The organism is Pseudomonas sp. S2_F03 (assembly GCF_054668335.1).
In genome coordinates this window covers 1,988,596-2,001,957 of record NZ_CP162759.1, presented here as the reverse complement: position 1 = coordinate 2,001,957, position 13,362 = coordinate 1,988,596, and the positions used below count along the sequence as shown (strand labels likewise).

At 59.8% G+C, this 13,362-nt stretch carries 14 protein-coding genes; 8 read left to right on the top strand and 6 right to left on the bottom strand.

Features of this window, described 5'->3' with window-relative positions:
• Nucleotides 1-65: 65 nt before the first annotated feature.
• Nucleotides 66-962 carry a tRNA glutamyl-Q(34) synthetase GluQRS gene (gene gluQRS, locus AB4N76_RS09480; protein ID WP_460164410.1) on the bottom strand — a complete coding sequence of 299 codons (897 nt, stop codon included), beginning with the start codon at nt 960-962 and terminating at the stop codon, nt 66-68.
• 203 nt (nt 963-1,165) lie between these two features.
• Complete coding sequence (gene dksA / locus AB4N76_RS09475) at nt 1,166-1,609, bottom strand: RNA polymerase-binding protein DksA (protein WP_046028491.1); 444 nt, start codon at nt 1,607-1,609, stop codon at nt 1,166-1,168.
• A 335-nt stretch (nt 1,610-1,944) separates the two neighbouring features.
• Between dksA and AB4N76_RS09470 the strand changes: the two genes are divergently transcribed.
• On the top strand, nt 1,945-3,117 hold the full coding sequence (locus tag AB4N76_RS09470; protein WP_046028490.1) for a pyridoxal phosphate-dependent aminotransferase: 1,173 nt from the start codon (nt 1,945-1,947) through the stop codon (nt 3,115-3,117).
• Nucleotides 3,117-3,830, top strand: a complete 714-nt coding sequence (gene sfsA / locus AB4N76_RS09465; RefSeq protein WP_046028488.1) for a DNA/RNA nuclease SfsA — start codon at nt 3,117-3,119, stop codon at nt 3,828-3,830. The genes AB4N76_RS09470 and sfsA overlap by 1 nt, the downstream gene beginning before the upstream one ends.
• On the opposite strand, the gene AB4N76_RS09460 is transcribed toward sfsA, so the two are convergent.
• Complete coding sequence (locus AB4N76_RS09460; protein WP_109786269.1) at nt 3,827-4,144, bottom strand: Rieske (2Fe-2S) protein; 318 nt, start codon at nt 4,142-4,144, stop codon at nt 3,827-3,829. The two genes, sfsA and AB4N76_RS09460, sit on opposite strands and share 4 nt — an antisense overlap.
• Nucleotides 4,145-4,309: 165 nt before the next feature.
• Here AB4N76_RS09460 and AB4N76_RS09455 point away from each other — a divergent pair, with 165 nt between their 5' ends.
• From AB4N76_RS09455 to AB4N76_RS09445, 3 genes are read left to right on the top strand one after another with little or no spacing between them, the layout of a single operon-like run.
• Complete coding sequence (locus AB4N76_RS09455) at nt 4,310-5,182, top strand: heme/hemin ABC transporter substrate-binding protein (protein WP_460164409.1); 873 nt, start codon at nt 4,310-4,312, stop codon at nt 5,180-5,182.
• A gap of 50 nt (nt 5,183-5,232) precedes the next feature.
• On the top strand, nt 5,233-6,216 hold the full coding sequence (locus AB4N76_RS09450; protein WP_460164603.1) for a FecCD family ABC transporter permease: 984 nt from the start codon (nt 5,233-5,235) through the stop codon (nt 6,214-6,216).
• On the top strand, nt 6,216-6,983 hold the full coding sequence (locus AB4N76_RS09445; RefSeq protein WP_046028470.1) for a heme ABC transporter ATP-binding protein: 768 nt from the start codon (nt 6,216-6,218) through the stop codon (nt 6,981-6,983). The genes AB4N76_RS09450 and AB4N76_RS09445 overlap by 1 nt, the downstream gene beginning before the upstream one ends.
• 251 nt (nt 6,984-7,234) lie before the next feature.
• Here the strand turns inward: AB4N76_RS09445 and AB4N76_RS09440 are convergent, their stop codons facing one another.
• From AB4N76_RS09440 to AB4N76_RS09430, 3 genes are all read right to left on the bottom strand, one after another.
• Nucleotides 7,235-7,507, bottom strand: coding sequence for a TfoX/Sxy family protein (locus tag AB4N76_RS09440; protein WP_007948654.1), 273 nt, complete (start codon nt 7,505-7,507; stop codon nt 7,235-7,237).
• 243 nt (nt 7,508-7,750) lie between these two features.
• Nucleotides 7,751-8,095 (bottom strand): pentapeptide repeat-containing protein, encoded by a 345-nt coding sequence (locus AB4N76_RS09435; RefSeq protein WP_046028469.1) that lies wholly within the window; start codon nt 8,093-8,095, stop codon nt 7,751-7,753.
• Between the two features lie 90 nt (nt 8,096-8,185).
• A complete protein-coding gene (locus AB4N76_RS09430) occupies nt 8,186-9,742 on the bottom strand; it encodes a bifunctional aminoglycoside phosphotransferase/ATP-binding protein (protein ID WP_046028468.1) in 1,557 nt (518 codons plus the stop codon).
• A gap of 118 nt (nt 9,743-9,860) precedes the next feature.
• On the opposite strand from AB4N76_RS09430, the gene mrcB reads away from it, so the two are divergent.
• The 3 genes from mrcB to AB4N76_RS09415 are packed head-to-tail and all read left to right on the top strand — an operon-like array spanning nt 9,861 to nt 13,277.
• The gene (gene mrcB / locus AB4N76_RS09425; RefSeq protein ID WP_460164408.1) at nt 9,861-12,185 is read left to right on the top strand and encodes a penicillin-binding protein 1B; all 2,325 of its coding nucleotides are present in this window, start codon (nt 9,861-9,863) and stop codon (nt 12,183-12,185) included.
• A gap of 16 nt (nt 12,186-12,201) precedes the next feature.
• A complete protein-coding gene (locus AB4N76_RS09420; protein ID WP_460164407.1) occupies nt 12,202-12,942 on the top strand; it encodes a tetratricopeptide repeat protein in 741 nt (246 codons plus the stop codon).
• On the top strand, nt 12,942-13,277 hold the full coding sequence (locus tag AB4N76_RS09415) for a YqcC family protein (RefSeq protein ID WP_046028462.1): 336 nt from the start codon (nt 12,942-12,944) through the stop codon (nt 13,275-13,277). The genes AB4N76_RS09420 and AB4N76_RS09415 overlap by 1 nt, the downstream gene beginning before the upstream one ends.
• Nucleotides 13,278-13,362: the final 85 nt, after the last annotated feature.

The window sequence follows — 13,362 nt, the reverse complement described above, 5'->3', positions numbered from 1 at the left end:
TTTTTATGCGTGTGCCCGAAAACGTGCGGCGATGGTAACGGATGGGCGCGCCACTGCAAGTGCGATCACTGCAGTTGCGCCTCGGGCAGGTTCAGTGTGCGCGGGATCAGCGACGCATCCCAGTGGGCAATGCCCCAGTCCAACACTTCCCGTGGGGTGGCGTAAGCCAGTTCGGTACCGGGTTTTTGCCCGAGTGCGCGTAAGGCACGCAACAACAAAGGTGTCGCCTGATTTTCGGCCAACGGCGGCGATCGGTAGGATTTGCCGAGTTTGTTGCCATCGGGCTGGGTAATCAGCGGGATGTGCAGATAACGCGGTTGGCGCAGGCCGAGCAGTTCTTGCAGATAGAGCTGGCGCGGCGTGGAGTCCAGCAGGTCGGCACCCCGCACGATATCGGTGATGCCTTGCCAGGCGTCATCCAGGACGACGGCCAGTTGATAGGCATACAGCCCGTCGCGGCGGCGAATCACAAAATCGCCCACCTCGCGACCCAGGTGCTGACGGTATTCGCCCTGGACGCGGTCGGTGAAGTGGTATTCCAGTTCGGGGACACGCAGGCGAATCGCGGCGTCTTCGGTGCCATGGCCGGCATTGCGGCACAGGCCCGGATAAATGCCGTGATAAGGCTCCAGCTGTTTTCGCGAGCAGGTACAGGCGTAAGCCAGGCCATGGTTGAACAGGCTATTGAGCACTTCGGCGTAGGCGTCGTGCCGTTCACTCTGGCGGACCATCTCGCCGTCCCATTCAAAGCCATAGCTTTCCAGGGCATTGAGGATCGCCGCTTGAGCGCCGGGTTCTTCCCGTGGCGGGTCAAGGTCTTCCATGCGCATCAGCCAGCGGCCCCCCACCGAGCGGGCGTCGAGGTATGAAGCGAGTGCGGCGACCAGCGAACCGAAATGCAGGTGGCCGCTGGGCGTGGGGGCGAAGCGCCCGATGTAAGCGGAAGAGGTGATGGCAGTCATGAGGGCAATGTTAATTTTCCGGGCTTGCGCTAACCACCCTGTGGGAGCGGGCTTGCTCGCGAAGAGGCCATCAGCCGCAACATTAATGTTGGCTGACCCACCGCTTTCGCGAGCAAGCCCGCTCCCACAGGGTTTTTCGCCGAAGCAAATATCAGAAACAAAAACGGAGCGTTCGCACGCTCCGTTTTTCGTTCAAGTCGATGTTACTTGCCGACTTGCTTTTCCTTGATTTCCGCCAGGGTCTTGCAGTCAACGCACATGTCGGCGGTAGGGCGGGCTTCCAGTCGCTTGACGCCAATTTCGACGCCGCAGGACTCGCACCAGCCATATTCTTCGTCTTCAATCAACTGAAGGGTTTTGTCGATCTTCTTGATCAACTTGCGCTCGCGGTCGCGGGCGCGCAGTTCGAGGGCGAACTCTTCTTCCTGGCTGGCACGGTCTGCCGGATCCGGGAAGTTGGCTGCCTCGTCCTTCATGTGATCAACCGTGCGGTCGACTTCCTGCATCAAATCCTGTTTCCACTTGTTCAGGACCTTGGTGAAGTGCGCGCGCATGGGCTTGCCCATGTACTCCTCGCCCTTCACTTCTTTGTAGGGTTCGAAGCCGCTGATCGTCGGGCTCGGTTGTTGCTTTGCTTGGGTGGACATGAAATAGACCGCCTCTACTCTTGTAATCCATCTGCGCAGGATTGCTCCATCACCGACACCTGCCGGCCCCGCGGCTGCAAGCGGGCGAACTTACCAGATCAAATCGGACCGCGCTACTCCCGGATGTCGAGGTAGTGGTCCGCAGGCCTTGCAAATCATTGCAAAGCCTTGTCTGGTGGTGCTGGAGACCTGATCAAATATTGATTTTAGTCAAACTTGAGGTACTCGTTTGGGTCGTTTGTGGCCGGGCTTATTAACGGTTGTGACCGCTTTAGGTTCTCGCTCGTTCCTGTGCTTGGGTAGAATTGATTTTTTTCTCTGTTGAAGGAGGGCTAATGGCTCAGTCCTACAGTGCCCGCAGTCGCGCGATCGAACCTTTTCACGTCATGGCGTTGCTGGCACGGGCCAATGAGCTGCAAGCCGCCGGTCACGACGTGATCCACCTGGAAATCGGCGAGCCGGACTTCACCACCGCCGAACCGATCATTCAGGCCGGCCAGGCCGCGTTGACGGCGGGGAAGACCCGTTACACCGCCGCACGGGGCATTCCCGAGCTGCGAGACGCCATCTCCGGTTTCTATCAGCAGCGGTATGGGTTGAACATCGACCCTCAACGAATCCTCATCACCCCCGGCGGTTCGGGTGCTTTGTTGCTGGCCAGCGCCTTGCTGGTGGACCCGGGCAAGCACTGGCTGCTGGCGGATCCCGGCTACCCGTGCAATCGCCACTTCCTGAGATTGGTGGAAGGCGCGGCGCAGCTTGTTCCAGTAGGTCCTGAGGTGCGTTATCAACTGACCCCTGATCTAGTGGCGCGTCATTGGGACCACGACAGTGTCGGCGCATTGGTAGCGTCCCCGGCCAACCCGACCGGGACGATCCTGACCCGTGACGAGCTGGCGGGGTTATCGCAGGCGATCAAGGTTCGCCATGGTCATCTGGTGGTGGACGAGATCTATCACGGCCTGACCTATGGCACCGATGCGGCCAGCGTGCTGGAAGTCGATGACAACGCCTTTGTGCTGAACAGTTTTTCCAAGTACTTCGGCATGACCGGTTGGCGGCTCGGCTGGCTGGTGGCGCCGGAAGCGGCAGTCGGCGAGCTGGAAAAACTCGCGCAAAATCTCTATATCAGCGCGCCGAGCATGGCCCAGTATGCCGCTCTGGCTTGCTTTGAACCGGCGACCATCAGCATTCTCGAAGAGCGTCGCGCTGAGTTTGGTCGTCGTCGCGATTTCCTGCTGCCGGCCCTGCGTGAATTGGGATTCGGCATTGCCGTGGAGCCTGAGGGTGCGTTCTATTTGTATGCAGATATCAGCAATTTCGGCGGAGATGCCTTCGCGTTCTGCCGGCACTTCCTCGAAACCGAGCATGTGGCATTTACCCCGGGGTTGGATTTCGGGCGATATCAGGCTGGGCACCATGTGCGTTTTGCCTACACCCAAAGCCTGCCGCGCCTGGAAGAAGCGGTCGAGCGGATCGCTCGCGGATTGAAGAGCTGGCAAGGCTGATGCGTTTTCATCCTCCCCTCGAAAAAGGGCGACTTATCCGCCGTTACAAGCGTTTTCTTGCCGATATCGAAACCGTTAGCGGCGAGTTGCTGACCATTCATTGTCCCAATACGGGCTCGATGCTCAATTGCCAGGTCGAAGGCGGGCAGGTCTGGTTCAGCCGCTCCAATGACCCGAAGCGCAAGTTGCCCGGTACCTGGGAGGTTGGCGAAACCCCGCAAGGGCGCCTGTTTTGCGTTAACACCGGGCGAGCCAATGGTTTGATCGAAGAGGCGCTGCGCGGCGGTGTCATCAGCGAGTTGAACGGTTTTACCGAACTGAAGCGCGAAGTCGCCTACGGTCAGGAAAGAAGCCGAATCGATTTCCGCCTCGATTACCCCGGCGGTCCTGCTTATATAGAAGTCAAAAGCGTCACCCTGGGTTTTGACGGCTCATCGGTAGCTGCGTTTCCCGACGCCGTTACCCAGCGCGGGGCCAAGCATTTGCGTGAATTGGCGCATCTGGCCCGGGACGGGATTCGCGCGGTTCAGTTGTATTGCGTCAACCTGACCGGCATCGACGCGGTACGTCCGGCAGAGGAAATCGATTCGGCCTACGCGGTGGCCTTGCGTGAGGCGGTCGCGTGCGGGGTCGAGGTGCTGGCCTATGGTGTGCGGTTGACCCATGAAGAGATGGTGGTCGATCGGCGTCTGGACGTGCTGCTCAACGGCTAAAGGCTGACCCAGATGCCTTGCGCGTCTTCGCGGCAGGGCACGGTGGTCAATGATTGGCCCGCGCAGGGGCCGGAAACGCACTCGCCGTCTTCAATCAGAAACAGTGCGCCGTGGGTGGCGCACTGGATCAGGCTGTTGCTGGGGTCGAGAAAGCTGTCTGGCGTCCACTCCAGGCCAACGCCACGGTGCGGGCAGCGATTGATGTAGACGTAGACCTGGCCAGCCCGGCGTACGGCGAAGAGCTTCTGGCCGTCGATGTCGAAACCGCGACTGCTGGCGTCAGCCAATTCGGCGCCGGTGCAAAGAAACTTCATGTCTATCCTCAAGTCCTGCGTCTCGTGACCAGATATGTCCGAGCTTGACGTTCAAATGCAAACAATTATCAAATGGCCGCCTTGCCCGTCGGGCGCAGGTGCCAGTGGCCGAGAATACTTGGCCTGCCATCTCGATGCCTGGGAAAACTTTAAAGGAAGCTGTTTATGCGCCTGAGTACCCGCGTTGCTGCGCTCTGTGTCGGACTTCTCGTCAGCCACCACGGCGCAGCGGCCGAGTTGCCACAACGTTGGGTCAGTGCCGGTGGCTCATTGTCCGAGTGGGTGAGCGCGCTGGGGGGCGAATCGAAGCTGGTCGGCGTCGACACTACCAGTCAGCATCCTGAAAGCCTCAAGTCGCTGCCAAGCATTGGCTATCAGCGGCAGTTGTCGGCGGAGGGTATCTTGAGCTTACGCCCGCAGATACTGATCGGCACCGAAGAAATGGGTCCGCCGCCCGTGTTGTCGCAGATTCGTAATGCCGGGGTACAGGTCGAATTGTTCTCGGCGCAGCCGGATTTGCCGACATTGCAGGGTAACTTGCAGCACCTGGGCCAGTTGCTTGGGGCTGAAGACCAGGCTGCGCAGGCGTTCCTGCGTTATCAGGAGCAACTTGAACAACAAAAAGTCCGGGTGACCAAGGTGCAGCTGACGAAAAAATCACCGGGCGTGTTGGTGTTGCTCGGTCATGCAGGCGGCAAGCCGCTCATCGCAGGCAAGGGCACCGCGGCCGATTGGATACTGCGACAGGCCGGCGGCCACAACCTGGCAACGCATACTGGTTACAAACCTTTTTCTGTCGAGTCGCTGGTCAGCCTGGACCCGGAGGTGCTGGTGTTTGCTGACCGGGCACTGACCGGTGATGCGGCGCGGGCCGCGCTGTTCAAGGAAAACCCGATGCTGTCCTCGACCCGTGCGGCGAAGGACGGTCGAGTCATGGAGCTGGATCCTACGTTGTTGGTAGGCGGGTTGGGGCCACGGCTGCCGGAAAGCCTGAAAGAACTCTCTGACGGGTTCTTCCCAGGCACCGTCGGCCAATGACTCTCCTGATTAAACCTCGTGCGTTGTTTATTGGCCTGAGCCTTTTGTGTTTGCTGGCGATCTGGCTGTCATTGGCGCTGGGGCCGGTCAGCTTGCCGTTGCTCGATACCGCGCACGCTGTGCTGCGCCTGGCCGGATTGCCGATTGCACTGCAAGGCCTCGAGCAAGCGGAATTGATCGTGGGGCAGATCCGTCTGCCGCGAACCTTGCTGGGGTTGGCGGTGGGGGGCGTGCTGGCGCTCTCCGGTGTGGCCATGCAGGGCCTGTTTCGTAACCCGTTGGCCGATCCGGGATTGGTGGGGGTGTCCAGCGGCGCCGCATTGGGTGCGGCCATCGCGATTGTGGGTGGGTCGATGTTTGGCGGCCTGCCTGAGTCGTTCGGGCCTTACCTGTTGTCGGTGTGTGCGTTTCTCGGTGGGTTGGGTGTGACAGCACTGGTGTATCGGCTCGGTCGACGCAACGGTCAGACCAACGTCGCAACCATGTTGCTGGCCGGTATCGCCTTGACCGCTCTGGCGGGCTCGGCGGTGGGGTTGTTCACCTACCTGGCGGACGACGCGACCCTGCGTACGCTGACGTTCTGGAATCTGGGCAGCCTTAACGGCGCCAGTTACGCGCGTCTCTGGCCATTGCTGCTGGTGAGCACGGGCGTGGCGCTCTGGCTGCCGCGTCGAGCCAAAGCCTTGAATGCATTGTTGCTGGGGGAGTCGGAGGCCGGCCATTTGGGCATCAACGTTGAAGGGCTCAAGCGCGAATTGGTGTTCTGTACCGCGTTGGGTGTCGGCGCGGCGGTGGCGGCGGCGGGGATGATCGGGTTTGTCGGCCTGGTGGTGCCGCACCTCGTGCGCTTGCTGGCCGGTCCTGATCATCGGGTGTTGCTGCCTGCCTCGGTGCTCGCAGGTGCCAGTCTTCTGCTGTTCGCCGATCTGGTGGCGCGCCTGGCCCTGGCGCCCGCCGAACTGCCGATCGGTATCGTCACGGCCTTTATCGGTGCGCCGTTTTTTCTGTTTTTACTGCTCCGGAGTCGCGCCTGATGTTGCGCACGCAAAACCTGCAAATCCGTCGGGGCAGCAAGACTGTACTGACGGACATCACGCTCGAACTTCGGCCAGGTGAAGTGCTTGGTGTGCTCGGCCCTAATGGCGCCGGCAAAAGTACCTTGCTCGGTGCCTTGTGCGGGGAGTTGCACGCCGACCAAGGCAGTGTCTGGCTCGATGATCGCGAATTGAATCACTGGGCCGCACCGCTGCGAGCACAGCGGCTGGCGGTACTGCCGCAGGTGTCGACGCTGGACTTTGCCTTTCGTGTTGAAGAAGTCGTGGGTATGGGGCGTTTGCCCCATCAAAGCGGTCGAGTGCGCGATGACGAGATCGTCGCCTGCGCCCTGCGCGCCGCTGATGCCGGGCACCTGAGTGGTCGCAGCTATCTGGCCTTGTCCGGCGGCGAGCGTCAGCGCGTGCATCTGGCGCGGGTGCTGGCGCAGCTCTGGCCGGGCGAGGCGGGCCAGACGCTGCTGCTCGATGAGCCGACATCAATGCTCGACCCGCTGCATCAACACACCACCTTACAAGCGGTGCGCGAGTTTGCCGATCACGGCGCGGCGGTGCTGGTCATCCTGCATGATCTGAATCTGGCGGCGCGTTACTGTGATCGTCTGTTGCTGCTTGAAGGCGGGCGCCCGGTTGCGCTGGATACGCCGCAGCACGTCCTGAAGCCTGAGTCGCTCAAAGCAGTGTTCGGGCTGGAAGTGTTGGTGCAGCAGCACCCGGAGCGCGGGCATCCGTTGATCATCGCCCGCTGAAAAACATATCGGGTTGAACATGCCTCTGGTGCCGGTTTTTCACAGGCAAAAAAAGACCCGGCAAGAGCCGGGTCAAATAACCGTGATTAGCCTGATGAGGAGATATCTGAGAGTCCGAACCAAGGGCTGTTCAAATATCGACCAGTCTCGCGACCAGTTGGTGGTAATCATAGCGATTCTCATTACCATGTCAACCGCTGTTTTTCAGTTTCTTTGAGATGCCTCGTCAATTCGGTTCAAAGCCAATGATTTCAAGCCTTGTGGCGCGAGGAAATCGCCTCCAGCTGTTTGTTCAAGGCTTCTTTGCGCTCGGCGGGAATGTCATTCCAATGCACGTCCATCAGTGCGCCTTCGATCGCATACAACAACACCTTGGACGCCCGAAAACCGCGCGTACGCACGGCCCGATAAGCATCCACCGCCCCGAGGCGACGCAAGTCCGACGCACTGTGGATGCCCACGGCATGCAGCCACTGTGCTGACGTCTTGCCAAGATTCTTCAGGTGTTGCAGTTCATCATTCATCAAGCCTCCTTGCGACGGCCGAACGGTGCGTGGGCGAGCCTATCAGGAGTGTAGCCATCAGTAGGAAAAGCGTGATTGTTTGGTCGTTTTCGACGCAAAAGCTTCTAAGAGGAAGACGCCAGTCATTGAGTGAAAAGCATTGCGAATGCAGTGGGGGCGGGTGTCGGAAGTCGAACCTGGGGCAGTCCACACGGCATCCAGCGCAACGCGGGGGCGCTGGATTTGTTGGGTAGAGCGTCGTTTTTAGCGGGTGCGATAACGCAGGCGAGTGCCGAAGTTCATCGACATAAGAATCTCGTCTGCACTCAGCTCTGGCGGGAAGTAGGCACCGGAGATTTGAGCATGTGCCAGGCTGGCACCTTCCAGTGAGGCGTTACGAAAATCGATGCCGCGCAAATCGGCGGAGCGAAAATAGGCATCGGTGAAGTCGACACCATCAGCGTTCAGCTCGCGCAAGTCCAGGCCTCGGAAATCGCCACCGACCATGTCGACAGTTCCGTAGTTGGCGCGTTCGGCGTTGAAGCCTGCGATGTCATCTTTGTGCAGCAAGGCATACAGCGGGGTGTCGAGAAGTTTGGGCTGGCTCATGTCGCATCACCTGATGGTTTTATGACGCCAGTATAGTGCCACTATTTGGCAGCCGTGAAGCCAGCGGAGGCCTCACGGCTGAAATAGTTTTTACAGACCTGGCATGCGTTGACGAATTTGCGCGACGACCGTGTCGAGCGTCCCGCTTTCATTGGTCTGAACGCGTTTGCTGTACAGAATCTCTGCTGGCGTCAGCGGTTCGCGATTGGCTTGCTGGGCTGCGATAACGGTCAGGTTGGCGTCAGACGGATCCTTTTTGTCTGCCTGGCGCAGGGCCAACCAGCTCTCGATCACGGCTTGTGGTGCATGGCAATCAAGGATCAGGAACGGAGCGCCAGTGGCTTCGGCGACTTTTGCCGCGTTTTCGCGCTGGTCGTGCTTGAGGTAAGTGGCATCGATCACCACCGGAAAACCGGCGCGCAGGATGACCGCGGCAATCTCGTGAAGACGGCTGTAGGTGGTGGTGCTGGCGTCGGCGCTATAAATGCCGGCCTGCGGGTCATTCGCGACGGTTTGTTCGCCGAACAGACGCTTGCGCTCTACATCCGAGCGAAGACGAATGGCGCCCAACGCTTCTACCAGGCGCATTGCTACGTGGCTCTTGCCGACAGCGGACACGCCGTGGGTGATGGCCATGAAACGCGAGGGAATGGTGCTGTAGCTTTCCGCGAGGTTGGCGTAGTTGCGGTATTGGCGCAGGGTCGTGGCGCGTTGTACCGGGTCGGCTTCGGCCGGCATGCTGAACAGGCTCACCTTGGCGCGAACCAGTGCGCGATAGGCTTTATAGAAGTTCAGCAGCTCAAGGCCCTGGTAGTCGCCGGTCAGCTCCAGGTACTGGCTGACGAAACGGCGCGCGAGGCATTTCAAGCCACGGTCTTCCAGGTCCATCGCCAGGAAACCGGTGTCGGCATAAACGTCGGTGAAGCGGAACGGTTCGTTGAACTCGATGCAGTCGAAGATCACGACCTTGCCATCGATTACTGTCGCGTTGCCGAGGTGGATATCACCGTGGCATTCGCGAATGAAACCTTCGGCCTTGCGCTGGGCGAACAACGGCTTTAGGCGTTCGAAGCTGCTTTCGGCCCAGGCTTGCAGGGCGTCCAGTTGTACCAGGTCGGCCTTGTCGCTGAGGAATGGACGGATCTGTTCGAAGTTCTGGCGTACGGGTGCCATAACGCTGTCGGGGGTGCCGGCTTCGTGTTCGGCAGGCACTTTCGGTGCGTTGAGGTGGAATTGAGCAATCTGCGCGGCCATCTCGTCGATGTGGGCGGTAGTCAGTTCGCCATTCGCCTGCAGGGTGCTGAGCAATTGGCTTTGTGGGAACTGACGCATTTTCAGCGCGAAATCGACTACAGGGCCGTCGCCACCGAACTGCGGTGCTTCGGCGCTGCCAGTGATCGGCAACACTTGCAGGTACAAGTCGTCGGTCAGGCGCTGGTTGAGGCGCAGTTCTTCACCGCAGAAATGCTCACGTGCATCCAGGCTGGTGAAGTCGAGGAAACCGAAATTCACGGGTTTTTTCACTTTATAAGCAAAGGGGCCTGTGAGGATGACCCAGGAAATATGGGTCTCGATGACCTGGAAACCGTCTACCGGGTGCGGGTAGAGGGCCGGGTTTTGCAGGGCAGCAATCAGGGACTGGCTCACAGGCGATCCTTCAGAGTCTGGGAAAAATTCAAGGTCGCCATTATGGCCGCAAGTCCGCCTGACGCAAACCTCGGAGGGCTCCTGTTGAGTATTAATAAAGTGCGTATAATCCGCCGCCATGACTCGTACTCGATCCCCCCGCACTCCAAAAAAACCACCTTCCCGGGGCCTGCACCCGTGGCTGGGCTGGGCCCTTAAACTCAGTCTGGTCGGCCTTGTGGTGCTCGCCGGATTCGCGGTTTACCTCGACGCTATCGTCCAGGAAAAGTTCTCCGGCAAACGCTGGACCATTCCGGCCAAGGTGTATGCACGGCCGCTGGAGCTGTTCACTGGCCAGAAGCTGAGCAAGGAAGACTTTCTCACCGAACTCGACGCCTTGGGTTACCGGCGCGAAAGCGTGAGCAATGGCCCTGGAGCGGCGTCGGTCAACGGCAATACCGTCGATCTGAACACCCGTGGCTTCCAGTTCTATGAAGGCCTGGAGAAACCTCAGCCCGTGCGCGTGCGTTTCTCCGGCGACTATGTTGCTGAGCTCTCGGCGACCAACGGTTCGAAGCTTTCCGTGGTGCGCCTTGAACCGCTGATGATCGGCGGTATTTACCCGAAAAATCTGGAAGACCGCATCCTGATCAAAATTGATCAGGTCCCGCCGTATCTGCTGGAGACCCTGGTCGCCGTGGAAGACCGGGATTTCTATAGCCACTGGGGCGTGTCACCCAAGTCGATTGCACGCGCTGTCTGGGTCAACACGTCTGGCGGCAAGATGACCCAGGGCGGCAGTACGCTGACACAACAGTTGGTCAAGAACTTCTATCTGACCAGTGAGCGCAGCCTGACCCGTAAACTCACCGAAGCCATGATGGCGATGTTGCTTGAGTTGCATTACGACAAACCGGAGATTCTTGAGGCTTACCTCAATGAAGTGTTCGTCGGTCAGGACGGCCAGCGCGCGGTGCACGGTTTCGGTCTGGCCAGTCAGTTCTTCTTCGGGCAGCCGTTGTCCGAATTGAAACTGCATCAAGTTGCCTTGCTGGTGGGGATGGTCAAGGGGCCGTCCTATTACAACCCGCGTCGCAATCCTGAGCGAGCGCTTGAGCGGCGCAATCTGGTGCTCGATGTCCTCCAGGAACAAGGCGTCGCCACCGCCGAGCAGGTCGAAGCTGCGAAAAAAATGCCGCTGGGTGTAACGACACGCGGCAAGCTGGCCGACAGCTCGTTCCCGGGCTTTATCGACCTGGTCAAGCGCCAGTTGCGCGAAGACTACCGCGACGAAGACTTGACCGAAGAAGGCCTGCGGATCTTCACCAGTTTCGACCCGATTCTGCAGATGAAAGCCGAAGCTTCCGTCAACGACACCTTCAAGCGACTGTCCGGTCGCAAGGGTTCCGATGACGTCGAAGCGGCCATGGTCGTGACCAACCCGGAAACCGGTGAAGTCCAGGCCATGATCGGCAGCCGCCAGGCCAGTTTTGCAGGCTTCAACCGTGCGCTGGATGCGGTGCGCCCCATCGGCTCATTGATCAAACCGGCGGTTTATCTGACGGCGCTTGAGAAGCCTACCCAGTACACGCTGACCAGTTGGTTGTCGGACGAATCCTTCTCGGTCAAGGGCGCGGACGGTCAGGTCTGGAAACCGCAGAACTATGATCGCCGTTCCCACGGTACAGTGTTCCTGTATCAGGGGCTGGCGCATTCCTACAACCTGTCGACTGCGCGTCTCGGATTGGCAGTGGGTGTACCGAATGTCCTCAAGACCCTGGCGCGCCTGGGGGTAACTCGCGAGTTCCCGGCATTCCCGTCGATGTTGCTGGGGGCCGGTGGCATGACGCCAATTGAAGTGGCGACCATGTACCAGACGCTGGCCAATGGTGGTTTCAACACGCCGATGCGCGGGATTCGCAGCGTATTGACCGCCGAAGGCGAACCGCTCAAGCGCTATCCGTTCCAGATCGAACAGCGTTTTGATCCGGCTTCTATCTACCTGATCCAGAGCGCCATGCAGCGGGTCATGCGTGAAGGTACCGGCAGTTCGGTTTATAACGTGTTGCCAAAGACCCTGACCCTGGCCGGCAAGACCGGTACCAGTAACGACTCGCGGGACAGTTGGTTCGCAGGTTTCAGTCAGGACCTGTTGGCGGTGGTCTGGCTGGGTCGTGATGACAACGGCAAGACGCCGTTCACCGGTGCTACCGGTGCCCTGCAGGTCTGGACCAGCTTCATGCGTAAAGCCGATCCATTGCCGCTGGACATGCCGCAGCCGGACAACGTTGTTCAGGCGTGGGTCGATTCGCGTACCGGACAAGGCTCCGATGCCAACTGCCCGGGCGCCGTGCAGATGCCGTATATTCGCGGCAGCGAACCACCTCCCGGTGCAGCTTGCGGTGGCGAAGGCCCTGCTTCCGGCGAAACGGTGATGGATTGGGTCAAGGGCTGGATGAATTAAGCAAAGAGGGATTCACGTGAACAAGTGGTTGATACCAGCGGTTGCCGCCGTGGCATTGCTCAGCGGTTGCTCCACCGTACAACGCGGTTCGATTCCGGTTGAGGATTCCGGTACGGCTGTGTCCAACAACGAGCGGATCTCGGCGAATGGCGGTTTCCGCAAGACGACAGTGAAGCGTCCTGTGCAAGCCCAGACCCAAACCCAGGCGATTCCGCAGGGCGACACCGGTGTGGTGGTGATGGTCCCGGGTGGCGGCGCCGTCACTTCGGCCCCGATCAGTACCTCGCCGATCACCCCAGGCCCGATTACTCCGGGGCCGATCGATACGTCGCCGGTCCAGTCGGCACCGATCAATCAGGGCAGCTACAGCATGCCGTCGACGCCGAGCGGGATTCCTTCGGCGAGTGCCGGTGGCCTGTCGGCCGATGAACAACTGGATGGCCCGGTGCTGGCGCTGTTGACCACGGCTCAGCAGCAACAGGCCAGCGGCGACCTCAACGGTGCTTCGTCCAGTCTCGAGCGCGCCCAGCGTGTCGCGCCGCGTGAGCCACAAGTGCTTTATCGCCTCGCTCAGGTGCGCATGGCTCAAGGTGATGCCGCGCAGGCTGAACAATTCGCTCGTCGTGGGCTGACGTTCGCCAATGGTCGTCCGGATCTTCAGGCCAGCCTGTGGGAATTGATCGCCCAGGCACGCGAGAAACAAGGTGATTCCAGCGGCGCTACGCTGGCCCGCCAGAAGGCCAAGGTTTCGCTGTGATGGATGCCCGCTTTCCGAAGATTGCCGAGCAGTTGCTGCTGATCGAGCGTGAATTGCGGGTGCAGGGGTGGTGGGATGAAGTCCCACCCTCCGCTGAAGCGCTTGCCAGTGTCGAGCCGTTTTCGGTCGATACGCTGGATTTTGAGCAGTGGCTGCAGTGGATTTTCTTGCCTCGCATGAAGATCATCCTCGAACAGGATTTGCCGCTGCCTAACGCTTCGGGCATTCAGGAGATGGCCGAAATGGTCTTCGCCGGGCGCAATGTCCAGGGCAAGGACCGGCAGCTACAAGTGCTGCTCAAAGAGTTCGATCTACTGATCACCGCCTCCCGCTAACACCCGATCTCTGTAGGAGCCGAGCTTGCTCCGGGCGGCGTTCCGACGATAGCGGTGCAACATTCAACAGGCCTGTTGGGTGTTT